A 25858-nucleotide genomic window follows, 5' to 3' on the forward strand; every position below is an offset into this window, starting at 1 on the left:
AAAACCACACAGAAACAAAGCCTTGCACCATCCTCCACCGCCTGCAACGTTGCTCGTCGCCGGCAGCGGATGCGTACTTTACGTTTCCCAGAGCGCCCTGACAACCCTTTTACGAAGAAATATTCGTCTCTTGTGATACCCGCTGCGCCCACCCCGAGACAATTGCTTATTAACGCAAAACGCCCGCACGGAGCGGGCGCCTGACAGAGAGACTTTACAATGACAGTAAAAGCCGGACGTCAGCTCAGGATCACGCGAGCATAGCGCTTCTTGCCGGCCTGAATGACGTAGGCCTGCCCCGTGGCCAACATGTGGTCGCGTGAGACGACCTCGCCATCGACCTTGACCCGGCCATTGCCCAGCATGTCCTTGGCCTGGGCACTGTTGTTGGCCAGGCCCGAACGGTTGAGTACGGCAGCGATGGGCGCCTGTGGGCTTCCTTCGAAATCGACCTCGACCTCGGGCAGATCCTCGGGCAGCTCCCCCTCGGCAAGCTGATTGCCAGCAGACTTGTGTGCGTTGGCGGCAGCCTCTTCGCCGTGATAGCGACCGATCAGCTCTCGGGCGAGTTCCATTTTGATATCGCGTGGGTTAGCCCCCGCCTCAATGTCACGCTTGAGCCCTTCGAGCTCTTCGTTGGTTTTCAACGACAGCAGCTCGAAATAGCGCCACATCAGGCTGTCAGGCATAGAGACTAACTTGTTGAACATGGAGCCCGGCGCTTCATCGACACCGACATAATTACCCAACGACTTGGACATCTTCTGCACGCCATCGAGCCCTTCAAGTAGCGGCATGGTGATGACGACCTGGGGCTCCTGGCCGAAGTGCTTCTGAATCTCGCGGCCCATCAACAAATTGAACTTCTGGTCGGTACCCCCCAGTTCGATATCGGCCTTGAGGGCCACCGAGTCGTACCCCTGCACCAGCGGGTAGAGAAATTCATGGAGGGAGATCGACTGTCCCGACTTGTAACGCTTTTCGAAATCGTCACGCTCCAGCATGCGTGCCACGGTGCTCTGGCCCGCCAGTTCGATCATGTCAGCGGCACTCATTGCCGAGAACCACTCGGCATTGAAGCGAACCTCGGTCTTCTCAGGGTCGAGGATCTTGAAAACCTGCTCTTTATAGGTCTGAGCGTTGGCCTTGACTTCATCTTCGGTCAGCGGCTTTCGGGTGACGTTCTTGCCGGTGGGGTCGCCGATTCGTCCGGTAAAATCGCCAATCAAGAAAATGACCTCATGGCCGAGATCCTGAAACTGGCGCATCTTGGTCAGCAATACACTGTGGCCTAGATGTAGATCCGGTGCCGTGGGGTCGAAACCGGCCTTGATACGCAGCTTACGGCCCGAGGCGAGCTTCTTCTTGAGCTCGTCTTCCAGCAAAATTTCATGGGTGCCGCGCTGCAACAGGGCAAACGCGCTCTCAAGGTCGGTCATCGTGCCCAACTCCCCTAAAACGATGTCATATCAAACGATGTGCGGGATGTTAGCATGACTGGAGCATCACGGTTGAGCGCCACGGGCGCAGGAGAAGGCATGGCTCTGTTCATAGGTTTGATGTCGGGTACCAGCCTGGATGGGGTGGATGCCGCTCTAGTTGACTGCGACACCTCCCGTCCGCCCCAGTTGCTAGCGACACAGGCAGTGACGATGCCCGATGCGCTGCGCGAGCGCCTGCTTGCCTTGTGCCATGCCGACCAGGCCAGTTTCGCCGACCTGGCCGTCGCGGAAGATGCCTTTTGTCGCGTCCAGGCCGAAGCGGTCTCGCGCTTGCTGGAGAAAAGCGGCACCCCGCGCGACGCGATCGTGGCCATCGGCAGTCACGGCCAGACCATCGAGCACGCTCCCTACGGCCACGACCTAGGCATCCAGAACGACGCCGGGCCGGCCTATACCTGGCAGATGGACAACCCCAGCCTGTTGGCCGAACTCACCGGCTGCCACGTGGTTGGCGACTTCCGGCGCCGCGACCTGGCGGCAGGGGGACAGGCCGCACCGTTAGCCCCTGCGTTCCATGACGCCGTCTTTCGAGGTGCCGACGAATGGCGCCTGGCACTCAACCTGGGTGGCTTTGCGAATCTGACATTGTTGCCGCCGGCAGAACAGCGCGTACCGGTGATCGGGTTCGATACCGGCCCCGCCAACGTTCTGATGGATGCCTGGTACGGGCGTCATCGCGGCGGGCGCTATGACCCGGAGGGTGCCTGGGCCGCATCGGGCCAGGTCATCGATGACTTGCTCGAATCCCTATTGCGCGAGCCGTTCTTTCACCAATCGCCCCCGCGCAGCACCGGTCGCGAAGTGTTTCACCTGACTTGGCTTGAACGACATTTGAGCGGACAAGAAGCCAAGCAGGATGTTCAGGCAACGCTAGCCGAACTGACGGCGACGAGCATTGCGCTAGGGATCCAGATGGCATGTGAATTGGTGAGTGCACCAGCCCCAGCCACACTCATCCCCTGCGGCGGTGGTGCACACAATATCGACCTACTCTCTCGCCTGGCACGCCATCTTCCAGAGACTGCCTTGGTTCCCAGCACCGACTGGGGGTGGCCAGAGGACTGGCTGGAAGCCGGCGCCTTCGCCTGGCTGGCCCATCGCCGGCTGGAAGGGCTTCCCGGTAACCTGCCTTCCGTAACGGGGGCCGCCGGGCCGCGCGTCCTGGGTGGCGTCTATGCCCCTTGAGCAGAGCGCAACACTGAGGCAGAAGCTCAGAAATCGTCCCCCTCTTTGAGAGAGAACTGACTGGCAGCGTCCTGCGCCTTGTTCATTCCCGGGCTCTGCTTGTCGCCGAATTTGATCATCATGCGCACCTCATTGGCCGAGTCAGCATGCACTAACGCCACCTCCTCGCTGATGATGCCGGCATGGAAAAGCTCGTAAAGCGCCTGATCAAACGTCTTCATGCCCAGATCGCCTGACCGGCGCATAATGTTCTTGATTTCGCCCACCTCGCCCTTGCGTATGAGGTCACTGATCAGCGGCGACTGCAGCAGGACTTCGATTGCCGCATGCCTTCCACCCTCCAGCGTAGGCAACAACTGCTGGGCGACCACCGCACGCAAGTTGAGCGAGAGATCCAGCAACACTTGCTCATGGCGCTCCGACGGGAAGAAATTGATGATCCGATCCAGCGCCTGGTTGGCATTGTTGGCGTGCAGGGTCGCCAGACACAGATGGCCGGTTTCGGCGAAGGTCAGCGCATGCTCCATGGTTTCGCGGGTGCGTACCTCGCCAATCAGGATCACATCGGGAGCCTGACGTAGCGTATTCTTCAGCGCCACCTCGAACGACTCGGTATCGATGCCGACTTCACGCTGGTTGATGATCGCGCGCTTGTGGGGATGGATATACTCGATCGGGTCTTCGATGCTGATGATATGGCCACCGATCGTTTCGTTGCGGTGCTGAATCATCGAAGCCAAGGTGGTCGACTTCCCGGTCCCGGTTCCCCCAACGACGAAGACCAGCCCCCGCTTGAGCCCCGCCAGATCGCCCAACACCGGCGGCAGCGACAGCTCGTCCAGGCGCGGTATGTCGAAGGCGATACGCCGTATGACCATCGCCGGCTGGCTGCGCTGCTGAAAGGCGCTGACACGAAACCGCCCACGCCCCGTTAGGCTCAGCGCAAAGTTAGCCTCCTGCTCGGTAGCAAAGCGCTCGCGCAGCCCTTCCGGAAGCGCAGCAGTCACCAGCTCGCGAACCTGAGGGTGGCTCAGCACCTGCTCGCCCAAGGGGGTGAGCTTTCCGGTCATCTTGAGCGTCGGCGGCGCATTAACCGAAATCAGCAGGTCGGATGCCTGCTGTTCGACCATGATATCCAGCAATTGATAGAGCCACTCGCTCGGTGTCATGACTGCGTCCCCATGCTATTACATAGTGGGCCGTTCAGGCCGCAAGCGTTCCCTTGGCCTTGGCCTGGGCATCGTCGCGGGCTACCAGCCCCTCGCTGACCAGCCGTGATAGGCAGGCATCCAGAGTCTGCATGCCCAGGTTGCCGCCCGTCTGTATCGTCGAATAGATCTGTGCGACCTTATCCTCGCGAATCAGGTTGCGTACCGCAGACGTCGCCACGAGGATCTCGTGGGCGGCGATACGCCCGCCACCTACACGCTTGAGCAGCGCCTGGGAAATGACGCCCTGCAGCGATTCGGAAAGCATCGAACGCACCATGGCTTTTTCATCACCGGGGAATACGTCGATGATGCGGTCCACGGTCTTGGCCGCCGAGGTCGTATGCAGCGTACCGAACACCAAGTGCCCGGTTTCGGCGGCGGTAAGCGCCAGGCGAATGGTTTCGAGATCGCGCAATTCGCCAACCAGGATCACGTCGGGGTCTTCACGGAGGGCGCTACGCAGCGCCGGTGCGAAGCCGTGCGTGTCTCGACTGACTTCTCGCTGGTTGATCAGGCACCGCTTGCTGCGATGCACGAATTCCACCGGGTCCTCGATGGTGAGAATGTGGTCGTAGCGGGTTTCGTTGATGTGATCGATCATCGCCGCCAACGTGGTGCTCTTGCCCGAGCCGGTGGGGCCCGTAACCAGCACCAGTCCGCGGGGCAACATTGCCATCCGCCGGAACACGTCGCCCAGTTCAAGATCGTCCATGGTCAATACCTCGGACGGGATGGTCCTGAATACCGCGCCGGCCCCGCGACCATGATTGAAGGCATTGACGCGGAAGCGGGCGATGCCGGGCACCTCGAACGAAAAGTCGGTCTCTAGCTGCTCTTCATAGTCACGCCGCTGGCGATCGCCCATGATGTCGTAAATCAGCTTGCGGACCTCACGGTCGTCCATTGCCGGCACGTTCAGGCGGCGAATGTCCCCATCGACACGAATCATCGGCGGCAATCCGGCCGACAGGTGCAGATCCGACGCGTTCTGCTTTGCCGAGAATGCCAGCAGTTCGGTAATATCCATCGTTCCCCTGCTCCCAGGTAAGGTCGACGCCAGTATGACAGAGGTAATCGTCTCCGAGACACTCGCCGCCGCCAACGCTCGTCTGGCCGCTGCGCTGCGCCAGGCCGGACGCAGTGCCGACGCCGCCCGCCTGCTGGCGGTAAGCAAGACCAAGCCTGACGCCATGGTTCGTGATACCTATCTTGCAGGGCAACGTGACTTCGGCGAGAACTACCTGCAGGAAGCCCTCGACAAGCAGGAAGCACTTGCCGATCTCCAGGATATCGTGTGGCATTTAATCGGTCCGTTGCAGTCCAACAAGACACGCGCCGTGGCGGAGCACTTCGCCTGGGTACACAGCGTCGATCGGGAGAAGATCGCCAGGCGTCTCGATGAACAGCGCCCCGACGCGCTTCCCCCGCTTAATATCTGCCTGCAAGTGAATGTGAGTGGAGAACCCAGCAAATCCGGGGTGACATTGGACGAATTGGAGCCCCTGGCAGCGGCCGTAATGAATATGCCGCATCTCGTGCTGCGTGGATTGATGGCCATTCCGGCGCCCGCAACGAGCTTCGAGGAACAGCGAGCGCCTCTGGCGGCATTGCGCAAGGCGCTCGAACGCTTGCAGATGCGCTATCCCCAGGCCCCCCTCGACACCCTTTCGATGGGAATGAGTGACGACCTGGAAGCCGCCGTGGCGGAAGGGGCGACGCTAGTGCGCCTGGGTACCGCCATCTTCGGGGCACGCCAGTAGCGAGACTGGTACTATCTAGTTTTAATTTTGCCCAAGACGAGAAAGGACTGTACGCATGGCGAGCCAAGTCACCTTCATCGGCGCCGGCAACATGGCCAGCGCCATTTTCGGCGGCATGATCGATAGCGGTTATCCGCGTGAGGCCATCACCGCCACTTCACCCAGCGACGAACAGCGTAACGACCTGCAGTCTCGCTATGGCATTCATACCTCGAGCGACAATGCTGCCGCCGTGAGCGATGCGGACGTGGTGGTACTGGCCGTCAAGCCACAGATCATGCATGACGTTTGTCTCGGGCTACGCGATGCGATCCAGGCTCGCAAGCCGCTGGTCGTGTCGGTGGCCGCAGGCCTGCCGGCCGATACGCTCGAACGCTGGCTGGGAGGCGACCTGCCGCTGGTCCGCTGCATGCCCAATACGCCGTCGCTGGTAGGCGCCGGCGCGTCCGGGTTGTATGCCAATTCGCGAGTCAACAGCGAACAGCGTGAGCTCGCTGCCTCCCTGATGACATCGGTCGGCCTGGTCGAATGGGTCGAAGATGAGGCACTACTGGAAGCTGTCACGGCGATTTCGGGTAGCGCACCGGCCTACTTCTTCCTTATCTTCGAAGCGCTGGAGGCCGCTGGCGAGCGGCTGGGCCTGCCTGCCGAGAGTGCACGTCGCCTGGCATTGCAGACAGCGTATGGTGCGGCGCGCATGGCCCAGCAGAGCGAGCATGCCCCCGATCAGCTCAAGCGCAACGTGATGTCCCCGGGGGGCACCACAGAGCAGGCCATTCGTGTGCTCGAGGAGGCCGGGCTGCGCCAGATATTTCTTGATGCCACCGAGGCATGCGCCGTGCGTGCCCGCGAGATGGCCGACGAGTTCGGCAAAAACTAGTCCTTTAGCTACGAGGAGCCCCCATGGGCAGTCAATTTGGAAATGCCGGCCTGCTGCTGATCAATACGCTGATCAATATCTATCTGTTCCTGCTGATGCTGCGGTTCCTACTGCAAGCCTCTAGGGCCGATTACTACAATCCCATCAGTCAATCGGTGGTGAAGGTCACGCAACCGGTGGTCAAGCCCTTTCAGGGGTTCCTGAAGCCGGCAGGCCCGTTCGACCTAGCCACGCTGGCGGCCGCGTTCTTGATCAAGGCGATCAGCATTGTCGTCATCCTGCAGATCGCGGACTTCGGTATGCCGCCTTTGGGTGGCGTGGCCATCGCAACGCTCGCCGCCTTGGCCAATGCCATTCTGAAGATCTACTTCTTCGCGCTGATCGGCATGATCATCCTGAGCTGGGTCGCGCCACAGGCCAGCCACCCCGGGGCCTTACTTATCTTTCAACTGGTCGAGCCGATCATGGCCCCGGTACGCAAGGTGATCCCACCGCTGGGCATGATCGATCTGTCACCGATCGTGGTATTCATCGCCATCAGTCTGCTCGATGGCATCGTGGTGGGTTCGTTGACCCGAGCGGCAGGCATTTCCGGCGCCCTGGTCGGCCTGTAGAGTGAAAACCCAGACATCGGTGGGGACACGCGTAGCATTGGATAACGACACCCGGAAGAGCCGCTTTCCCGACGACTCCGTCGGTTTGGTCAAACCGCAGATCGCACATTTCGACTCGCCCCTGGCCCTGGCCTGTGGGCGATCGCTGCCGGCCTATGACCTGATCTACGAGACCTACGGCACGCTGAACGAGCAGCGCACCAATGCGGTGCTTATCTGCCACGCCCTTTCAGGGCACCACCATGCCGCGGGCTACCACAGCTCGGATGACCGCAAGCCCGGGTGGTGGGACGCCCACATAGGGCCCGGGAAAAGCATCGATACCAACCGCTTCTTCGTCGTGGCGGTGAATAACCTGGGAGGCTGCCACGGCAGCACCGGCCCCTGCGCCACCGATCCCGAAACGGGACGCCAGTGGGGGCCCGATTTCCCCATGATGACCGTGGGCGATTGGGTGCATAGCCAGGCCCGCCTGGCGGATCAATTAGGGATAGAACGCTTCGCCGCGATCGTCGGTGGCAGCCTGGGCGGCATGCAGGTCATGCAGTGGACCCTGGCCTACCCCGAACGGGTAGCCAATGCCGTCATCATCGCCGCCACCCACAAGCTCTCGGCCCAGAACATCGCCTTCAACGAGGTGGCCCGGCAAGCCATCCGCTCCGACCCCGACTTTAACGATGGCTGGTATGCCGAGCATGGCACCGTACCGCGCCGGGGGCTCAAGCTGGCACGCATGGTGGGGCATATCACCTACCTGTCGGAAGATGCCATGGGCACCAAGTTCGGACGCGACCTGCGCAGCGATGACCTGAACTTCGGCTATGACGTCGAATTCCAGGTGGAATCCTATCTGCGTTACCAGGGCGATGCCTTCTCCACCGCCTTCGATGCCAATACCTACTTGCTGATGACCAAGGTACTCGACTATTTCGACCCGGCGGCCGCACACGGAGGCGATCTCGCCGCGGCGCTGGCCCCGGCACGCTGCCCGTTCCTGGTCGTCAGTTTCACGACAGACTGGCGTTTCCCGCCAACACGCTCGCAAGAACTGGTGGACGCTCTGATCCACGCTGGCAAGCGTGTCAGTTACGCCAACATCGATTCGCCGCATGGTCACGATGCCTTCCTGCTGCCCGAACCACGCTACCAGGCCGTGTTCGCCGGGTTCATGGCACGCGTGGCGCGTGACTTGGGAGTACACACGCCATGATGCGAGCCGACCTCAAGGTAATCTACCAATGGGTGCCACCCGGCGCGCGTATTCTCGACCTGGGCTGCGGGGATGGCACGCTGCTCGACGTACTCGCCCGGGACAAGCAAGTGACGGGTTACGGGTTGGAGATCGATCCCGACGGGATAACCCAATGCATCCAAAAAGGTGTGAACGTGATCGAGCAGAACCTCGACCAGGGGTTAGCCAATTTCGGCGACGACACGTGCGATCTGGTGATCATGACCCAGGCCCTGCAGGCACTGCGCCGCCCGGACATGATGCTCGACGAGATGCTGCGCGTGGCCAACGAGTGCATCATCACCTTCCCCAACTTCGCATACTGGCGTCATCGGGCGTACCTGGGCTTCAGGGGCTATATGCCCGTGTCCAAGTCATTGCCGCACGCCTGGTACGATACGCCCAATATCCACCTCTCGACCTTCAACGATTTTGAACAACTGTGTCAGGAAAAGGGTCTGATCATCAGCGACCGTGCCGTGGGCAACGGCGAGCACGAAGGGCATTGGAGCTCACGCCTGTGGCCCAACCTGTTCGGTGAAACCGCAATATTCCGCATCAGTCGCGGCCGCTAGCACGAAACACGAGTCGTCAGTCAAGAAGGGGAAGAGCATGGCCAGAAGCGCTTGCGCCTGGGGCCTCGGCCTGTTGATGTCGCTATTTGCCGGGCTCGCGCCGGCCCAGCAATATGAACAGATCGGGGATTATCAGATTCACTATAGCGCCGTGAATACCAGCTTCCTGACACCGGAAGTGGCGGCTGCGCATGACATTCAGCGCAGCCAGGTGCTGGGGTTATTGAGTGTCAGTGTCCGTGAGGAGCTCGATGACGGGACGACACAGGCGGCGATGGCCATGGTCAATGGCGAGGTCGGTAATCTCGCCGGCCAATCCCAGGGACTCTCATTTCGAACCGTACGCGACGGCGAGGCCATCTACCATATCGCCATCTTTCGCATTCAGGTCGATGAGCCCATGCATTTCAGGTTGGATGTGACGTACGACCGCACCCAACCCCCGGCCGATGTCGCCTTCATCCAGCGCTTCTACATCGATCGCTGACTTTCCGCCGGGCTAGCCGCCACTGTGCTAGTGGGCGAAGCGCTCGCGCAGCTCGGCACAGGGATCTCCCCGCGATACGCCGGTCGAGAACCAGACCAGATCAAAGGGTGGCTTCGCGTCGACACCAGCCGGCAGGGCCGCCTGCCAGGCGTCTTGTCCCGGTGGCGCTTCGAGCATACCCAAGGACAGTGTCGATTTACGGGCATGCAACGGCACACCGATATCGCGCCGGGCATGCCCATTACCACAGATCAATACCGCCGTCGCCGGCAACGCGTCCAGCGCCTCGGCCATGGCCCGGTCCCTCGCCACCTGGGCGGCCAGCATGCCGTCGAGATGCTCCTCGGGCAGCAAGTGACAATGGCCTTCGATCAACGCCTGGCGCTGGGCCTGGGCCACCGGCGCGGGCAGTTCGGGCGCTTGATTATTCGTCACGATCGAGCGGATCGTCTCCTGCGCCAAATTGGCCGGCTGCGGCGTGATACCTAATTCGAATACTCGCTGCAGTGTCGGCCCGTAGGCCTGCCAGTCCCAACCGGGATTCCACTCGAGCGTCTCACGCATGGACCGCTCAGACATGGCCAGCCACGCAGCGGGTGAGTGAGTCTCGAGAGCCCTGCGCTGCGAGGCATCAAGCATTTCCATTGCTACGCCGCCCAAGCGTTCGCGCTTTGCCAACTGATTGATTACCCAGCGCTCGCGGCGATGATGCTCGGGGTTATCGTGGCGCTCCCCGATGACCACTGCCTCAGCGGCTATCAGTTGTTCGAGAAACTGCGTCTCGCTTAGCCAAGTGCCGTTTCGCAAATCCCGCACCCGTCCTTGCACCGTGGGCCCCTGGGCCATGTGGTCCCGCTCCACCTCCGCCTTGCCGGAACGCGCCAAGGGCAACAGGCCAGCCAATATCAGGGAGAGCCCCCCTTTCAAACACTCACGACGACGCATGATAGGGCTCCATGGAAAGGACATCGGGGAGACGGCGTGTCAGCGATACCGGCAATGGCCGTGCCAAGCGAATCGAGCTTGGCGTGTCGTCGATACAGGCGACCTCGCAGCCGTAGGCCAGCACTTCGACGCCACGCTCGGCAACCCCCGCCAGGGTATGGGTATAGCGTGGGTCGATGTGCAGCGCCGGCGCTACATCCTCGATACCGGTATGGGCGACACAAAACAGCAGAACGGCGCGCTGTCCCTGGCCCGCCAGGCGGGCCAGGCTTTCTAGGTGCTTGCGGCCACGTTCACTAACGGCATCGGGGAAGTAGCCATGACCGTCGCCCTCTTTCAAGGTCACCTGCTTGACCTCGACGTAGGCATCCGGCTGGCCGGACAGGGTGAGCCGAAAATCCAGACGGGCATCCTCGACCTTAGCCTCGCGCTTGAGTGTGTCGTATCCACGCAGTGTTTCGATCACTCCGGTGCGAAGGGCCTCCTCGACGATGGCATTGGCACGCCCCGTCTGCACCGAGGCCAGCGCCATGCCGCCTTCCGGCTGCGGCAGTTCGATCAGTTCCCAGGTCCAGGCCAGCTTGCGCGCCGGATTGGTGCTGGGTGAGAGCCATACCCGGCTGCCCGGCACGTTGACGGCCCGCATGGAGCCGGTGTTGGGACAGTGAGCAACGACCTGGCTACCGTCGGCGAGCTCGATATCGGCCAGGAAGCGTTTGTAGCGACGCAGCAACACGCCAGGCACCAGTTGTGGATAATCCATGATCGCCTCGCTACTGGCGGGCCAGGAAGCGCTCGAGGCGAGATACGGCTTCCTCGAGACGGGCCACGTCGTTGGTGAATGCGATACGTACATGGTACTCGCCACCACGCACGGCGAAATCGATCCCCGGGGTAATCGCCACGTTTTCCTCTTCAAGCAAGCGTCGGCAGAAGTCCTGGCTGTCGTGGCTATAGCGCGAGATATCCAGCCAGACATAGAAGGCGCCCTGTGGAGGTACCGATGGCGCCAGCTCCAGGCGCGCTAGCCCGGCCAGTAATACGTCGCGTCGCTTGTGCAGCTCTTGTCGACGCCATTCGAGCTCCTCGCGACAGCTCGGTGCAAAAACAGCCAGCGCGGCATGCTGCGAGGGGGTCGATGCTGCCAGAAATACGTTTTGAGCCAACCGCGTCAGTGGCTCGACGGCGGGGTCGGGGGCGACCAGCCAACCCAGCCGCCAGCCAGTCATGCCGAAATACTTCGAGAAGCTATTGACCACGAACGCTCCGGGCGCCAGTGCCGCCGCCGAGACCGGCTCGATGTCATAGGTCAGGCCCTGGTAGATCTCGTCGACCAGCAGATGGCCACCCCGCTCACCCACGGCGTGTGACACGGCCGTGAGAGCATCCCGTGACAGGGTGTGACCGGTAGGGTTCGAGGGACTGGCCAACATGGCCAGGCGCGTCGCGGGCTGCCAATGGCGTGCCACGAGGCTGGCATCCAATTGCCAGCCACTCTCGGGGCCCACCGCCACGGTATCCAGCTCGGCGCCGGAAAGCGCCATGAGGTGGCGATTGCAGGGGTAATTGGGGTCGGCCATCAGCACCCGGTCACCCTGTTCTACCAAGAGCTGGCTGGCCAACAGGAGCGCACCGGACGCCCCCGGTGTGATGATGATGCGTGCCGGGTCGACCCGGGCGTCGAAGTGCTGCGCGTAATGCTCGGCGATCGCTTCACGCAAGGCAGGCAGGCCAGCGGCAGGCGTGTAGCGGGTATGCCCCGCCGCCAAGGCCCGCTGTCCCGCCTGAATCACGGCCTCGGGCGTGGGAAAGTCAGGCTCGCCGACCTCCAGGTGGATAACATCATGGCCCGCAGCCTCTCGCGCCTGTGCCTGCTCGAGGAGACTCATGACACGAAAGGCTTCAACGCGAGCGACTCGAGAACTGAACTCCATGCCCAGGCTCCGCTAGTTAACGATGACAAAACAGTGACTTCGCAATGAAACCCTGCCAAGCGCCGCTGCGCTCGATGTCCCAGTGTAACCGCTTAGCCCCCTCCATTCAGGACAATACAGCGAAAACGACAGTTGCATTGGGCAAGGTTTTCCGCTAAATAAGCAGGGCTTTGGGCGGGTGAGGCCGCGCCCAGAAGGATCTCGACGGCTTCGCCAGGATGCGATCCACGGCGATCGGACACGGCCACGCATTGACCCCAGTCACTTGCATGTAAAGAGGCAGCCCCCATGCCAGTAGCAGAACAGAAGACGGAAGCGCCTGAGAAATTCACCCCGTACGAGCCAGCGCCGGGTGAAGAGTACATGAATGAGCAGCAGCTGGAGCACTTCCGACAGATCCTGCTGGGCTGGAAACACGAATTGATGGAGGAGGTGGACCGCACGGTTCGCCACTTGCAGGAAGATGCCAACAACTACGCCGACCCAGCGGACCGGGCGACGCAGGAAGAAGGCTTCAGCCTCGAATTGCGTACGCGTGACCGCGAGCGCAAGCTGCTCAAGAAGATTAACGAGACGATCGAAAAGATCGATGAAGACGACTATGGCTTCTGTGAGGCTTGTGGTGTCGAGATCGGCATTCGCCGCCTCGAGGCCCGCCCCACCGCCACGTTGTGTGTCGACTGCAAGACCCTGGCCGAGCTCAAGGAAAAGCAGCTCGGCGGCTGATCCGACGTCGGCATGTCGAAACGGGCACCTCGGGTGCCCGTTTGCGTTTTGCGCCCGGGAGACCCATGACCCCCTATCGAGGTCGTTTCGCCCCTACGCCTTCGGGCCCATTACATCTCGGGTCGTTGGTCGCGGCACTCGCCAGTTATCTCGATGCTCGCCACGTGGGTGGCGAGTGGCTGCTGCGTATTGAAGATATCGACCCACCGCGTTGCCCGCCTGGAACCGACAGCGTCATCCTGCGCCAGCTTGAGGTCTTTGGCCTGCACTGGGACGGTCCGGTGCGTTTCCAGAGTGAACGAGACGAGGCCTATCAGGACGCACTCGATCGATTGCGTGACCAGGGGCTCGCCTATCCCTGCAGTTGCTCACGGCGCCAATGGCGCGATCATGCCGTCTACCCCGGCTGGTGCCGCTGCGGTGTACGTGAGCCCGGCAAGCCTCAGGCCTGGCGTCTGCGCAGCGATCTCGGCCTGCGTCCGGTCACTTGGCAGGATCGATTGTTCGGCGAGCAGACCTTCGACCCGGCAGCGTTGGGCGATGTGGTGCTCAAGCGCAAGGATGCCCTCTGGGCGTATCAGCTTGCCGTTGTCGTCGACGATGCCGACCAGGGCATCACGGACGTGGTGAGGGGGTACGACCTGCTCGACAATACGCCATGGCAACGCCAGCTACAGCACGCCCTGTCATTGCCCGAGCCCCGTTATCTTCATCTCCCCCTGGTCATTGGCGAGGATGGACAGAAGCTCTCCAAGCAGAACCTGGCCCCGGCCCTGCCGTGTGATGAAGTTCACGCCCGCCCCCTGCTGAGCCGCGCGCTGGGCCTGCTCGATCAGCCCATCGATCCCGAGCAGCGCCATGCGCCGGTCGAAGCCCAGCTTGCCGAGGCCATCGCACGCTGGGACAGCACGCGGCTGGTCCCGGTCAACCACCGTCAGGGGTAATCGGGTGCCTCCGCCCTCGCCATAGGTCCACTTGATCCTCCAGGCGCGCTCGGTTCAGGATGTGAGCTACCGTAACCCGAGCCCCACGCTCGAGGTTACCCATCAAGGGAGGTCGGCGAAGAGAGCAATGACTCGGATCCTGATCGTTGAAGACGAAGCCACTATCCGTAGCGCCCTGAAGCGACTGCTCGAACGCCGCGATTACCGGGTCAGTGAAGCGGCTTCGGTCGAGGAAGCCGAGCGCCAGGACCTGCAACAGTTCGAGCTGATCATCAGCGACCTGCGCCTGCCCGGAGAGCCCGGTACGGTGCTGATCGAGCGTGCCGCCCCGGTTCCGGTACTGATCACGACGCGTCATGCCAGCATGCGCTCGGCGGTTGATACCATGAAGCAAGGCGCCGTCGACTATATCGCTCAGCCCTTCAATGACGAGGACCTGCTCGATAGCGTAGGCCAGGCTATCGAGCAGGCTCAGGCCAAGATACATGAAAGGGGCCCCGCCTCGGCGGCGACCATTGACGCCACGCTTCCCACCATGATTGGCGAGTGTGGCGCCATGCATCGGGTTTACACGCGGATTCGCAAGACGGCACCGGCGGATGTCACGGTGCTTATCCAAGGGGAGTCGGGGACCGGGAAGGAGCTGGTCGCTCGGGCCATCCATCGCCAGAGCCGACGCGTCCAGGCACCGCTGATCTGTGTCAATTGTGCCGCCATCCCCGAGACATTGATCGAGTCGGAGCTATTCGGCCATGAGAAAGGTGCCTTCACCGGCGCCAGCAGCGCGCGCACCGGGCTGGTGGAAGCCGCCGACACCGGCACCCTGTTTCTCGATGAGATCGGCGAGTTGCCCCTCGACGCCCAGGCGCGGCTTCTTCGCGTGCTCCAGCAGGGCGAGATCCGTCGAGTGGGCTCGGTAGAAACCCGCTATGTGGATGTCAGGCTCATCGCCGCCACGCACCGCGATCTGCACGCCATGTCAAAAACCGGCGAGTTCCGCCTGGACCTGTATTACCGCCTCAACGTGATGCAGATCGAACTGCCCCCATTGCGCGACCGTGAAGACGATATCCTGATGATCGCCGATGTGCTGCTGGACAACGCTTGCCGGCGCCACTCGCGCCAGGGCTTGAAACTGTCACGCGCCGCACGTCGAGATATCCGCAATTATCCGTGGCCGGGGAACGTGCGTGAACTCGAGAACGCCCTGGAACGGGGTGTCATTCTCGCCGAGGGGCATCTGATTCATTCTGACGATCTGGGGATCACCATGCCCTCGTCATGTAGCGCACCCTTACCGGTCACAAGGACCCATGGCGAACCCAGCCCACCCGACAGTGAGGAGCTGTCGCTCGAGGACTATTTTCAACATTTCGTTCTCGAGCATCAGGAGCAGATGAGCGAGACCGAGCTTGCCCAGAAACTCGGCATCAGCCGCAAGTGCTTGTGGGAACGACGCCAGCGGTTGGGCATCCCCCGACGCCGGACAGCACGGCCACGCAACGGCTGATTCCTGCATGACACGACCATGGTCTAACTGGTACTCACGAGCGGTCTCGGGCATGTTGGGGCCATACGAAAGCGATCGGCGCACCAGTTGTTACCATCTCACTCAGCAAGCGCCTCATCGTGGCGCAATACAGGTAACACCCCCGAGGCCCGAGACGTGAGGAACTTAGTGTCAAAAAGTTAAGACACTGAAATATAGAGTTTTTTAGATTTCTGGCATAACCACTGCTAAACATAGATCAAGAAAAACAACATCCGGACGTTGCGGTACACCACCAATAACAATCAGTTGCTACCAGGACGCTCACGGCACACAAACAACGACAAACGTGCCGAACAATGACATTGGGCAAGGCAATAACAACGACAACGCATGCAGCCCTGCTTCGGTTTGCAACAACAACAAGATAACCGAAGGTCCGGATCCATCAGGACGCGACGCCTCCCGAGCGGGCAACAACAAGAACAGGCCCGCCAGAGAGGCATCCTCGGCAACAAGAACAAATCGCCGAGGGGGAGGTAGAATCCCTACCGTCGTGGTTGGATTATTGTTTTGAATACGAGGCGGTCGCCCTATCAGGAAGCGCAACAACAACAAGAGAATGGCTTGCTGACGCTTTAGGTGACTGTGGTGCGTATTCAAGGCGATGCGCCATCACGAAGAAGAACCAGCAGCACGGACGCTGAATAGTTGCTTCGAGGGGAGACCATACGGTCTCCCCTTCTTACGTTGGAATGGCTTTTTTATTAGGTTGCGCTCTGGCGACACAGCGGTTCCCAAGGTGTCGGTGGTCAGCTACACTGAGTTTTCATTGGCTATGAGTCGCTATAGCGGCATGTTCAAAGGATTTACACGCTTTCTACAACGCCCCGGTGAACGATTGAAGACACTGCTCGGCAGCCAGGAAGGGCCTGGTGAAAGTGCCAGCCCCCGCATCATCGCACGCGAAGATCATCCAGTATCGCGCAAGCTATTCAGCGATGCTGCTCTAAAGGTTCTCTATCGTCTCCACAACGCGGGCTTCGATGCCTACCTCGTGGGGGGCTGCATTCGTGACTCGCTCCTGGGACGCGTGCCCAAGGATTTCGATGTCGCAACCGATGCCACCCCCGAGCAGATCCGCGACCTGTTCAGGAACTCGCGCATCATTGGTCGGCGCTTTCGTATCGTGCACGTTCGCTTCGGCCGCGAGGTCATCGAGGTCACCACCTTCCGTGGCCGGCCTGGAGACGATCATGGCGAGCATATCGCCCATCAGTCCGAACAGGGCCTGCTGCTGCGTGACAATGTCTGGGGCAGTATCGGCGAAGACGCCTTGCGTCGGGATTTCACCGTCAATGCGCTCTATTACAATATCGCCGATTTCTCGATTCACGATTGGGCTAACGGCGTGCATGACATTGAGTCACGCACCCTGCGCCTGATCGGCGATCCCGAAACGCGTTATCGGGAAGACCCGGTGCGCATGCTGCGTGCCATTCGCTTTGCCGCCAAGCTCGACTTCCGCTTCGACCCAAAGACCGAGGCGCCCCTGCGGGACATGGCACCGTTACTGCTGCAGATCCCCCCGGCCCGCCTGTTCGACGAAGCCCTCAAGCTGTTCCTGGCCGGGCATGCCGTGGATACCTTCCACGCACTGCGGGAATACGGGCTGTTCGCGATGCTCTTTCCCGAGGCCGACGAAGCCATGGCCCAGCTCCCCTGGGCAGAACCACTGATCGAGCAGGCCCTGGCGAATACCGATGCCCGCATTCGTGAGGAGCGCCCCGTCACGCCGGCGTTCCTGTTTGCTGCCATGCTATGGCCGGGGGTCACGCAACGCATGGCCGCCCTGCAGAACGAAGGCATGCCCGCGATTCCGGCGCTCCAGGCGGCGTCACAGCAGGCCGTGACCCGACAGCTACAACACATTTCGATCCCCAAGCGCTTCAGCTTGCCGATGCGGGATATATGGGATCTTCAACAGCGTTTGCCCAAGCGACGCGGGGCACGCGCGCTACAGACCCGCGACCATCCGCGGTTCCGCGCAGCTTACGACTTCCTTCTGCTGCGCGAGCAAGCCGGCGAGATCGAGCCCGGCCTTGGGCAGTGGTGGACCGCCTTTCAGCAAGCCGACGAACACGAGCAGCATCGTCTACTGGCCAAGGCAGGAAGCGAGGCTCCCGGCAACAGTGGTCGCAAGCGGCGCCCCCGCAAGCGCAATAGACGACCTTCATCGACTAGCGGACAACGTGACTGACGACGCCACATTTCAGCGCGCCTACATCGGCCTGGGCAGCAACCTGGAGACGCCGCAACGGTACGTTCTCACCGCGCTGAATGAATTGGCCATGCTGCCGCTGTGTCGGTTGAACGCCCACTCGCGGCTTTATGCGAGCCGGCCGCTCGGCCCTCAGGATCAGCCTGACTTCATCAACGCTGTCGCTATCCTGGATACCCGATTCTCCCCGTTGGCCCTGCTCGATCAACTTCAGGCGCTGGAGCAGCGCCATGGCCGGCTTCGACAGCGACGCTGGGGCCCCCGCACGCTGGATCTCGACCTGCTACTCTACGCTGACAGCCATATCAACGTGCCGCGCCTTCGGATACCGCATCCCGAGATGACGCGACGTGCCTTCGTGCTGGTTCCACTGGCAGAGGTCGCCCCGGAGCTTACCCTGCCCGACGGCCAGCGGATCGACGCACTGGCACGGGACATGCAACAGGATGGCTTGCGGGTCGTGTTACCGGAAAGGTAGAGTGAGTCGGATTTGTTACCGTTCAACTCCTTTTGTTCCGCACCGTCGGTAACAGTATCGCGTAATAACACGCCAGCTTATCGCCCGCGCCGCCCAGGCGACGCGAGACGATTCCAACGATGAGATCGGACATCTATGAAAACGGTCACCTTGAGCACGCTCCAAGCCTACAAGCGTGCCGGCGAGACGTTCAGTTGCCTGACCGCCTATGACGCCACTTTTGCTCGGGTAGCCAATGAGGCCGGCATCGAGGTCTTGTTGGTCGGCGACTCGCTGGGCATGGTGCTTCAAGGCCACCCCAGTACGTTACCCGTTACCCTCGACGACATCGTTTATCACACCCGCTGCGTCGCCCGCACCAAGGGCGCGAGCCTACTGATGGTCGACCTGCCGTTCATGAGCAATACCACCATGGAACGGCTGCTCGACGATGCGGGTGCGCTGATGCGCGCCGGTGCCGAGCTGGTTAAAGTCGAGGGTGAAGCCTGGATGGCTGACGGCATACGCGAATTGACTCGCCGTGGCGTGCCCGTTTGTGCGCACCTGGGCCTGACCCCCCAGACCGTCTACCAACTGGGCGGGTACAAGGTGCAAGGCCGGGAGGCCGAGCGCGCCGAACAGATCCTCAACGATGCACGCACCTTGGTCGAGGCCGGTGCCTCGGTGATCCTGCTGGAATGCGTCCCGGCCTCACTCGGCCGCGCCATCAGCCAAGCTGTCTCGGTGCCGGTGATCGGGATCGGTGCCGGGGCGGACGTGGATGGCCAGATCCTGGTAATGCACGACATCCTGGGCATCACCCATGGTCGGGTGCCGCGCTTCGTCAAGAATTTCATGGCCGAGGCCGACGATATTCAAGGTGCCTTTAAAGCCTTTCATGAGGAGGTCAAGACGCGTCGCTTTCCCGCCGAGGAGCATACGTTCTAATGCAAACCCTGCATGCCATCGACGCGCTGCGCGACACATTGGCCACTGCCCGGCGCAAGGGCCAGCGTATCGGCTTGGTGCCAACCATGGGTAACCTCCATGCCGGTCATCTGGAACTGGTCAAGGCAGCCCGCGCCCAGGCCGACCTGGTGGTAGCGACGATCTTCGTCAATCCCATGCAGTTCGGCCCCGGCGAGGATCTCGACAGCTACCCACGAACGCTTCCCGACGACCAGGCGGGCCTGAGTAGCGCCGGTTGCGATCTGCTGTTTGCACCGAGTGTCGCGACACTGTACCCCCATGGCCTTGAACAGCATACCCGCATTCACGTGCCCGGAATTAGCGAAGGCCTCTGCGGAGGCAGCCGCCCCGGGCACTTCGAGGGGGTGGCGACCGTGGTCGCCATGCTCTTCAACCTGGTACAGCCCGATGTCGCGTGTTTCGGTCAGAAGGACTATCAGCAGCTTGCCGTCATCCGCAAGCTGGTGTCCGATCTTCACCTCCCCGTGGCGATCGTGGGCGTACCCACCGTGCGTGCTGAAGACGGCCTCGCGCTCTCCTCGCGTAACGGTTACCTGAATGATGCGGAGCGCGCCCAGGCCCCGGGACTGTATCGGACCCTTGGCGAGCTTCGCGATGCGCTGGAACGTGGATCGTCGCTGCCGGAAGCCATCGAGGCCAGCCGGGCCAGGCTCGTGGAACGTGGCTTCCAGCCCGATTACCTTGAAGTCCGCCAAGCCCATGACTTGGCCGCAGTCAATGCATCCACCCGCGATGCGATCATTCTTGCCGCTGCTTACCTTGGGCCGGCACGCCTGATCGATAACCTTGCCGCTACCCTCCCCCGCTGAACGTCGTCATTGTCAGGAGTGTTTGCACGTCCATGTATACCATCATGCTCAAGGCCAAGCTCCACATGGCCCGTGTCACCCATGCCGTTCTCAACTATGAAGGTTCGTGTGCCATCGATGGCGAGTTGCTCGACATGGCTGGCATCCGCGAGAACGAGCAGATCCAGATCTACAATGTCGAAAACGGTCACCGCTTCACGACCTATGCCATTCGTGGCGAGGAGGGATCACGTCTGATCTCGGTCAACGGTGCCGCCGCCCACCTGGCAGATGTTGGCGACCGGGTCATCATCTGCAGCTATGCTCATTACAGTGATAGCGAACTCGACGACCACCATCCCGCACTGGTCTATCTTCAGGAAGGCAATCACGTCAGTCACACCAGCCATGCCATACCGGTGCAGCTGGCCTGACGCGGCCTACTGAATAGTGGTATGCCACCTTTGGCGATTGTCGCGGCGCACAAGCCTCTCCTATGCTAGTAGGGCGCTATTCCAATAATGAGGAGTCTGTTATGCAAGACGTGGTGATTGTCGCGGCTCGCCGCACCGCTATCGGCACTTTTGGTGGCTCGCTGGCGGGTATCCCGGCCAGCGACCTGGGAGCGCTCGTCATCAAGGATCTCCTCGCCAGAACCGGTGTCAGCGGCGACCAGGTCGATGAAGTCCTGCTGGGCCAAGTGCTCACGGCGGGGGTGGGGCAAAACCCGGCACGCCAGGCTGCGATCAAGGCCGGCCTGCCCGACGCCGTGCCCGCCATGACCATCAACAAGGTCTGCGGTTCGGGGCTCAAGGCGCTCCACCTGGCCACCCAGGCGATCCGCTGCGGCGATGCTGATCTGATCATCGCAGGGGGACAGGAAAACATGTCCATGTCCCCGCATGTCTTGCCAAACTCGCGTAACGGACAGCGCATGGGCGACTGGAAGGCTATTGACACCATGGTGCATGACGGCCTTTGGGATGCCTTCAACAATTACCATATGGGGATCACTGCGGAAAACCTGGCCGAAAAGTACGGGATCACGCGTGATGAGATGGATGAATTCTCAGCCGCCTCCCAGCAGAAAGCAGCTGCTGCCATCGACAGCGGGCGCTTCGATAGTCAGGTCGTTCCCGTAGAGATTCCCCAGCGCAAGGGTGATCCCATCGTTTTCGACAAGGACGAGGGACCACGCGCCGGCGTCACCGCCGAGAAGCTCGGGGGCATGAAGCCCGCCTTCAAGAAGGATGGCACCATTACCGCCGGCAATGCCTCGTCGATCAATGACGGTGCCGCCGCTGTCATGATCTGCTCCGCCGAGAAAGCCAAGGCGCTGGGTCTCGAGCCGCTTGCTTACATCAAAGCCTATGCCAATGCCGGTGTCGATCCGTCAATCATGGGCATTGGTCCCGCCCCGGCGACCCGTCGTTGCCTTGAAAAGGCCGGCTGGAGCCTCGACGAACTCGATCTCGTGGAAGCCAACGAAGCCTTTGCGGCGCAGGCCCTGGCAGTCAACAAGGAGCTTGGCTGGGATACCTCGAAAATCAACGTCAATGGGGGCGCCATCGCTTTGGGTCATCCCATCGGCGCTTCGGGGTGTCGTGTGTTCGTCACCCTGCTACATGAAATGATCGCCCGTGACGTCCATAAGGGGCTGGCAACGCTGTGTATCGGTGGCGGACAAGGGGTCGCCCTGGCCATCGAACGTCGATGATTCGCATCGCCCCACAGTAAGGGATAAAAAAAGCGCCCCTGCAGCTCAGCTGCAGGGGCGCTTTCGTTAGCGCATGGATAATACTTAGACGATAGCGGCGTCCGCTGCTTCGAACTCGGCTTTCTCTTCCGGCGTGATCTCCTTGATGGAGAGCTTCACCCGGTTGCGATTGTCGATATCCAGCACCTTGACGATTACCTCGTCCCCTTCGTTGAGGAAGTCCCGCACATCGTTGACCCGTTCCTGGACGATCTGCGAGATGTGCACCAGACCGTCGGTTCCCGGCATGATGTTGACGAAGGCACCGAAGTCGGCGATGCGCACCACCTTGCCCTTATAGAGCTTGCCGATTTCAGCTTCGGCCGTGATCGCCAGTACGGTATCGATAGCCGCCTTGGCTGCTGCCTTGTCCTCGGCGTAGATGCGTACGGTCCCGTCGTCGTCGAGATCGATGGAGGCCCCGGTGTCTTCGCAAATCTTGCGAATGGTGGCGCCACCCTTGCCGATGACGTCGCGGATTTTCTCCGGGTCGATCTTGATGGTCGCCATGGACGGTGCATTAGCAGAGACTTCGCTACGGCTCTGGCTGATCACGGCATTCATCTGTTCGAGAATATGCAGGCGAGCCTGGAGAGCCTGCTGCAGCGCCGTTTCCATGATCTCTTCGTTGATACCCTCGATCTTGATGTCCATCTGCAGTGCAGTCACGCCTTCGGCGGAGCCGGCCACCTTGAAGTCCATGTCACCGAGGTGATCCTCGTCACCCAGGATATCGGTCAGCACGGCGAAGCCGTTGTCATCCTTGACCAGACCCATGGCGATACCCGCTACCGGCGCCTTGAGCGGCACCCCGGCATCCATCAGGGCCAGCGAGGTGCCACACACGGAAGCCATGGAGCTCGAGCCGTTGGACTCGGTGATCTCTGAGACCACACGGATGGTGTAGGGGAAGTCGTCCTCGGCAGGCAGCATCGCCTGCACGCCACGCCGGGCCAGGCGGCCATGGCCGATCTCGCGACGCTTGGGGCCACCCATGAAGCCGGCTTCGCCGACACAGTACGGGGGGAAGTTGTAGTGCAGCAGGAAACGATCCTTGCGCTCGCCTTCCAGCGACTCGATCAACTGGGCATCACGCAGCGTGCCCAGGGTAGCGATCACGATGGCCTGGGTTTCACCGCGAGTGAACAGGGCCGAACCGTGTGTCTTGGGCAGCAGGCCGACACTCATGTCCAGCGGACGCACGGTCTTGTGGTCGCGACCGTCGATGCGCGGCTCACCGGCAACGACACGCGAACGCACCACGCGCTTCTCGAGGCTGGCGAATGCGCTGGCCACTTCATCGGCATTGAACTTGCCTTCTTCTTCACCACCGAGCTGCTCGATGGCTTCGGCCTTGGCCGCCGACAGGGCATCCTGGCGCGCCATCTTGTCAGTGATGCGGTAGGCGTCACCCACCTTCGCCTCGAAGCCACTGGCCACGGCTTCCTTGAGTAGCAGGTTTTCAGCGGCAGGCTGCCAGTCCCACTTGGGCTTGCCGGCTTCAGCGGCCAGTTCGTTGATGGCGGAGATGGCGACCTGCATTTCCTGGTGGGCGAACAGCACGGCGCCCAGCATTTCGTCTTCGAGCAGTTCCTTGGCTTCGGATTCCACCATCAGCACGGCTTTCTCGGTTCCCGCGACGACCATGTCCAGTTCCGAGGTGGTGAGCTCTTCGACCGTGGGGTTGAGAAAGTAACCCTTGTCCTCGTTGAAGCCGACGCGGGCAGCACCGATCGGACCATTGAACGGCAGGCCGGAAATCGACAGCGCCGCCGAGGTGCCGATCATCGCCGCGATATCCGGATCATGATTGCGATCGGTGGACAGCACCGTACAGATGACCTGGACTTCGTTCATGAAGCCCTTGGGGAAGAGGGGGCGAATGGGGCGATCGATCAGGCGCGAGGTGAGGGTTTCCTTCTCGGTAGGGCGACCTTCACGCTTGAAGAAGCCGCCGGGAATCTTGCCCACGGCATAGGTCTTCTCTTGATAGAACACCGCCAGGGGGAAGAAATCCTGACCTGGCTTGAGTTCTTTCTTGCCCACGACGGTACACAGCACCACGGTATCGTCCATGGTGACTTGTACAGCGGCGGTTGCCTGACGGGCAATGACGCCCGTTTCCAGGGTGACGGTACTGCGACCGTACTGAAAACTTTTCTTGACCGGGTTCACGGTAACTTCCTTCAACTTGTCGATTCATTTGGGCCGTTTTGACTCGGCGCCCATTTTAGGGCTTGACGGGCGTCAGGGCCACCACTTGCCGAGAAGCCACCGAGAAAACGAAAACGGGCAGCCCTAAGGCTGCCCGTTTCGATACTGCTGTAAGCGCTTGCGCTGCTGCGTAAACGCTTAGCGACGCAGACCCAGACGCTGGATCAGAGACTGATAGCGCTCGAAGTCCTTGCGCTTCAGGTAGTCAAGCAGCTTGCGGCGCTGGTTGACCATGCGGATCAGGCCACGACGTGAGTGGTGATCCTGCTTGTTGGTCTTGAAGTGATCCTGCAGGCCATCGATATTGGCGCTCAGCAGGGCCACCTGAACTTCGGGGGAACCGGTGTCGTTTTCGCCACGGCCGTAATCCTTGACGATCTCGGCCTTCTTTTCAGCGGTAAGTGCCATCTGTCTCTCCAGTAAGCAATATGCCTAAATGATGAATGTCTGAGACCACGCATATTTGCAGTCTCCACTTCACTACTTCCAACTACTACGATTCACAGCCAGGACAACCGAACTGTCCATCGTTGCTGCTACGCCCCTTCCGGCCCGGTAGGCTCGGCGGGAGCGGTACTCAGCAGGCGTCGCGGCACGATGTGCCCCGCCGCCTTGACCGTGACCAGCCCCAGAAAGGCGGTATCACGATAGAGTCTGGCTACCGTGCCCGGTGCCAGATCCCCGGTGTCGCCACTGGCCGGCTGGCCATGCAATAGACGCCGGACTTCATCAGGCTCGACAGCGATAGCTGGCAGATGTTCCACCAACACATCCATCGGTAGCAGGTACGCTTCCCGTGCCGCCTGGTCGGGCAATGCCTCCAGATGGCTGAGATCGCACATGCCATCCACCCCGAAGGGGCCGGTTTTCAGCCGTCTCAGTGCGGTGATGTGCGCGCCGCTTCCCAGCGCACGACCGATGTCCTCGGCCAGGGTGCGGATGTAGGTGCCCTTGCTGCACGAGACCTCGAGCTCGAATGCCTCGGCCTCCTGCGTCAAGAGGCGCGTATCATAAACCGTCACACGCCTGACTGCACGCTCGATCGTCTTGCCCTGACGAGCCAACTCATACAGCGGGCGCCCCTCATGCTTGAGCGCCGAATACATGGGCGGCACCTGCTCGATCTCGCCACGAAAATCCTTCAGTACCGCCTGGATTTCCTGCTCATCCAACGCAGGTATTGGCAGACGCTCGATCACCTCGCCATCGGCATCCCCGGTGTCGGTCACCTCACCCAGGCGAACCCGGGTGCGATAGACCTTATCCGATTCCAGCAAGTGCGAAGAGAACTTGGTCGCCTCGCCAAAGCAGATCGGTAACAGGCCGGTCGCCATCGGATCCAGCGTGCCGGTATGACCGGCCTTCTGGGCCTGAAACAGCCGCCGTACACGCTGCAAGGCGGCGTTGCTCGAAATGCCTTGCGGCTTGTCGAACAACAGCACCCCATCGATCGGCAGCCCTCGGCGCCGTCGCGCCATCAGCGCTCACCCTCGTCATCGGGGGCATCTTCTTCCCCCTGACGCGCCCGGTCCTTGGCGACAGCCTCGTCGATCAGCGACGACAGATGCTGGCCTCGTACCACGCTTTCATCGTAATGAAAGCGCAGCTCCGGAACATGGCGCAGCTTGATGCGCCGGGCAATCTGGCTGCGCAGGAAGCCGGCGGCGTTCTTGAGCACCTTGAGGTTTTCACGGATGCGCTCAGGATCGTTCTCACCGAGCAGCGTCACGTGGACGTCCGCATAGCCGAGGTCACGGCTGACCGTGACCCCGCTGACGGTGATCATACCCAAGCGCGGGTCCTTGACCTCGCGCTGGATCAGTACCGCCAGTTCCTGCTGCAGCTGATCGGCGACCCGGTCGGTTCGCTTGAACTCACGCATGGGTATC

General features: G+C 61.3%; 27 protein-coding genes. 17 read left to right on the top strand and 10 right to left on the bottom strand.

Going from position 1 to position 25858, the window contains the following annotated elements:
- A partial coding sequence (locus JH15_RS18350) for a hypothetical protein (protein WP_231566433.1) occupies nucleotides 1-204 on the top strand: 204 nt, incomplete at its 5' end.
- Nucleotides 205-239: 35 nt separating this feature from the next.
- On the opposite strand, the gene tyrS is transcribed toward JH15_RS18350, so the two are convergent.
- On the bottom strand, nucleotides 240-1439 hold the full coding sequence (tyrS, locus tag JH15_RS12235) for a tyrosine--tRNA ligase (RefSeq protein ID WP_043530844.1): 1200 nt from the start codon (nucleotides 1437-1439) through the stop codon (nucleotides 240-242).
- Nucleotides 1440-1538: 99 nt separating this feature from the next.
- On the opposite strand from tyrS, the gene JH15_RS12240 reads away from it, so the two are divergent.
- Nucleotides 1539-2687, top strand: a complete 1149-nt coding sequence (locus JH15_RS12240) for an anhydro-N-acetylmuramic acid kinase (protein WP_043530846.1) — start codon at nucleotides 1539-1541, stop codon at nucleotides 2685-2687.
- 26 nt (nucleotides 2688-2713) lie between these two features.
- Here the strand turns inward: JH15_RS12240 and JH15_RS12245 are convergent, their stop codons facing one another.
- A complete protein-coding gene (locus tag JH15_RS12245; protein WP_043530847.1) occupies nucleotides 2714-3856 on the bottom strand; it encodes a PilT/PilU family type 4a pilus ATPase in 1143 nt (380 codons plus the stop codon).
- A gap of 34 nt (nucleotides 3857-3890) precedes the next feature.
- On the bottom strand, nucleotides 3891-4925 hold the full coding sequence (locus tag JH15_RS12250) for a type IV pilus twitching motility protein PilT (RefSeq protein WP_043530848.1): 1035 nt from the start codon (nucleotides 4923-4925) through the stop codon (nucleotides 3891-3893).
- A 34-nt stretch (nucleotides 4926-4959) separates the two neighbouring features.
- On the opposite strand from JH15_RS12250, the gene JH15_RS12255 reads away from it, so the two are divergent.
- Genes JH15_RS12255 through JH15_RS12280 form a run of 6 tightly spaced genes read left to right on the top strand, consistent with a single transcriptional unit; the run spans nucleotide 4960 to nucleotide 9445 of the window.
- Nucleotides 4960-5658: a YggS family pyridoxal phosphate-dependent enzyme gene (locus tag JH15_RS12255; RefSeq protein ID WP_043530850.1), complete on the top strand. Its 699-nt coding sequence runs from the start codon at nucleotides 4960-4962 to the stop codon at nucleotides 5656-5658.
- A 55-nt stretch (nucleotides 5659-5713) separates the two neighbouring features.
- A complete protein-coding gene (gene proC / locus JH15_RS12260) occupies nucleotides 5714-6538 on the top strand; it encodes a pyrroline-5-carboxylate reductase (RefSeq protein WP_043530852.1) in 825 nt (274 codons plus the stop codon).
- A 23-nt stretch (nucleotides 6539-6561) separates the two neighbouring features.
- The gene (locus JH15_RS12265) at nucleotides 6562-7152 is read left to right on the top strand and encodes a YggT family protein (RefSeq protein ID WP_043530853.1); all 591 of its coding nucleotides are present in this window, start codon (nucleotides 6562-6564) and stop codon (nucleotides 7150-7152) included.
- A 37-nt stretch (nucleotides 7153-7189) separates the two neighbouring features.
- Nucleotides 7190-8362, top strand: a complete 1173-nt coding sequence (metX, locus tag JH15_RS12270) for a homoserine O-succinyltransferase MetX (RefSeq protein ID WP_043530855.1) — start codon at nucleotides 7190-7192, stop codon at nucleotides 8360-8362.
- Nucleotides 8362-8958 carry a methionine biosynthesis protein MetW gene (gene metW, locus JH15_RS12275; RefSeq protein WP_043531629.1) on the top strand — a complete coding sequence of 199 codons (597 nt, stop codon included), beginning with the start codon at nucleotides 8362-8364 and terminating at the stop codon, nucleotides 8956-8958. Before metX ends, metW begins: the two co-directional genes overlap by 1 nt.
- Before the next feature lie 37 nt (nucleotides 8959-8995).
- On the top strand, nucleotides 8996-9445 hold the full coding sequence (locus JH15_RS12280) for a DUF4426 domain-containing protein (RefSeq protein ID WP_043530856.1): 450 nt from the start codon (nucleotides 8996-8998) through the stop codon (nucleotides 9443-9445).
- 27 nt (nucleotides 9446-9472) lie between these two features.
- Here the strand turns inward: JH15_RS12280 and JH15_RS12285 are convergent, their stop codons facing one another.
- Genes JH15_RS12285 through JH15_RS12295 form a run of 3 tightly spaced genes read right to left on the bottom strand, consistent with a single transcriptional unit; the run spans nucleotide 9473 to nucleotide 12324 of the window.
- Nucleotides 9473-10390, bottom strand: a complete 918-nt coding sequence (locus JH15_RS12285; protein WP_052384102.1) for a ChaN family lipoprotein — start codon at nucleotides 10388-10390, stop codon at nucleotides 9473-9475.
- The gene (gene sfsA / locus JH15_RS12290) at nucleotides 10377-11153 is read right to left on the bottom strand and encodes a DNA/RNA nuclease SfsA (protein WP_043530857.1); all 777 of its coding nucleotides are present in this window, start codon (nucleotides 11151-11153) and stop codon (nucleotides 10377-10379) included. The genes JH15_RS12285 and sfsA overlap by 14 nt, the downstream gene beginning before the upstream one ends.
- A 10-nt stretch (nucleotides 11154-11163) precedes the next feature.
- Nucleotides 11164-12324, bottom strand: a complete 1161-nt coding sequence (locus tag JH15_RS12295) for an aminotransferase class I/II-fold pyridoxal phosphate-dependent enzyme (RefSeq protein WP_043530858.1) — start codon at nucleotides 12322-12324, stop codon at nucleotides 11164-11166.
- A gap of 288 nt (nucleotides 12325-12612) precedes the next feature.
- Here JH15_RS12295 and dksA point away from each other — a divergent pair, with 288 nt between their 5' ends.
- The 9 genes from dksA to JH15_RS12340 all read left to right on the top strand — a co-directional run bounded on the left by dksA (nucleotide 12613) and on the right by JH15_RS12340 (nucleotide 21716).
- On the top strand, nucleotides 12613-13050 hold the full coding sequence (dksA, locus tag JH15_RS12300) for an RNA polymerase-binding protein DksA (protein ID WP_043530859.1): 438 nt from the start codon (nucleotides 12613-12615) through the stop codon (nucleotides 13048-13050).
- Nucleotides 13051-13115: 65 nt separating this feature from the next.
- Nucleotides 13116-13994 carry a tRNA glutamyl-Q(34) synthetase GluQRS gene (gene gluQRS / locus JH15_RS12305; protein WP_043530861.1) on the top strand — a complete coding sequence of 293 codons (879 nt, stop codon included), beginning with the start codon at nucleotides 13116-13118 and terminating at the stop codon, nucleotides 13992-13994.
- Nucleotides 13995-14121: 127 nt separating this feature from the next.
- A complete protein-coding gene (locus tag JH15_RS12310) occupies nucleotides 14122-15504 on the top strand; it encodes a sigma-54-dependent transcriptional regulator (RefSeq protein WP_043530862.1) in 1383 nt (460 codons plus the stop codon).
- Between the two features lie 835 nt (nucleotides 15505-16339).
- Nucleotides 16340-17743, top strand: coding sequence for a polynucleotide adenylyltransferase PcnB (gene pcnB, locus JH15_RS12315; protein ID WP_043531632.1), 1404 nt, complete (start codon nucleotides 16340-16342; stop codon nucleotides 17741-17743).
- Nucleotides 17736-18242 carry a 2-amino-4-hydroxy-6-hydroxymethyldihydropteridine diphosphokinase gene (gene folK / locus JH15_RS12320; protein ID WP_043530863.1) on the top strand — a complete coding sequence of 169 codons (507 nt, stop codon included), beginning with the start codon at nucleotides 17736-17738 and terminating at the stop codon, nucleotides 18240-18242. Before pcnB ends, folK begins: the two co-directional genes overlap by 8 nt.
- A gap of 135 nt (nucleotides 18243-18377) precedes the next feature.
- Nucleotides 18378-19169 (top strand): 3-methyl-2-oxobutanoate hydroxymethyltransferase, encoded by a 792-nt coding sequence (gene panB, locus JH15_RS12325; RefSeq protein ID WP_043530865.1) that lies wholly within the window; start codon nucleotides 18378-18380, stop codon nucleotides 19167-19169.
- A complete protein-coding gene (gene panC / locus JH15_RS12330; protein ID WP_043530866.1) occupies nucleotides 19169-20020 on the top strand; it encodes a pantoate--beta-alanine ligase in 852 nt (283 codons plus the stop codon). The genes panB and panC overlap by 1 nt, the downstream gene beginning before the upstream one ends.
- Nucleotides 20021-20052: 32 nt before the next feature.
- The gene (gene panD, locus JH15_RS12335; RefSeq protein WP_043530868.1) at nucleotides 20053-20433 is read left to right on the top strand and encodes an aspartate 1-decarboxylase; all 381 of its coding nucleotides are present in this window, start codon (nucleotides 20053-20055) and stop codon (nucleotides 20431-20433) included.
- 101 nt (nucleotides 20434-20534) lie between these two features.
- Nucleotides 20535-21716 carry an acetyl-CoA C-acetyltransferase gene (locus JH15_RS12340; protein ID WP_043530869.1) on the top strand — a complete coding sequence of 394 codons (1182 nt, stop codon included), beginning with the start codon at nucleotides 20535-20537 and terminating at the stop codon, nucleotides 21714-21716.
- A gap of 84 nt (nucleotides 21717-21800) precedes the next feature.
- Here JH15_RS12340 and pnp read toward each other — a convergent pair whose 3' ends face one another.
- The 4 genes from pnp to rbfA form a co-directional block, all read right to left on the bottom strand.
- Complete coding sequence (pnp, locus tag JH15_RS12345; protein WP_043530871.1) at nucleotides 21801-23930, bottom strand: polyribonucleotide nucleotidyltransferase; 2130 nt, start codon at nucleotides 23928-23930, stop codon at nucleotides 21801-21803.
- 177 nt (nucleotides 23931-24107) lie between these two features.
- Nucleotides 24108-24377, bottom strand: a complete 270-nt coding sequence (rpsO, locus tag JH15_RS12350; RefSeq protein WP_043530872.1) for a 30S ribosomal protein S15 — start codon at nucleotides 24375-24377, stop codon at nucleotides 24108-24110.
- A 128-nt stretch (nucleotides 24378-24505) separates the two neighbouring features.
- The gene (gene truB, locus JH15_RS12355) at nucleotides 24506-25447 is read right to left on the bottom strand and encodes a tRNA pseudouridine(55) synthase TruB (protein ID WP_043530873.1); all 942 of its coding nucleotides are present in this window, start codon (nucleotides 25445-25447) and stop codon (nucleotides 24506-24508) included.
- Nucleotides 25447-25851, bottom strand: coding sequence for a 30S ribosome-binding factor RbfA (gene rbfA, locus JH15_RS12360; protein WP_043530874.1), 405 nt, complete (start codon nucleotides 25849-25851; stop codon nucleotides 25447-25449). The genes truB and rbfA overlap by 1 nt, the downstream gene beginning before the upstream one ends.
- Nucleotides 25852-25858 lie beyond the last annotated feature (7 nt).

The sequence above is a fragment of the Litchfieldella xinjiangensis genome, from assembly GCF_000759345.1.
In the GTDB taxonomy this organism is placed as follows: domain Bacteria; phylum Pseudomonadota; class Gammaproteobacteria; order Pseudomonadales; family Halomonadaceae; genus Litchfieldella_A; species Litchfieldella_A xinjiangensis.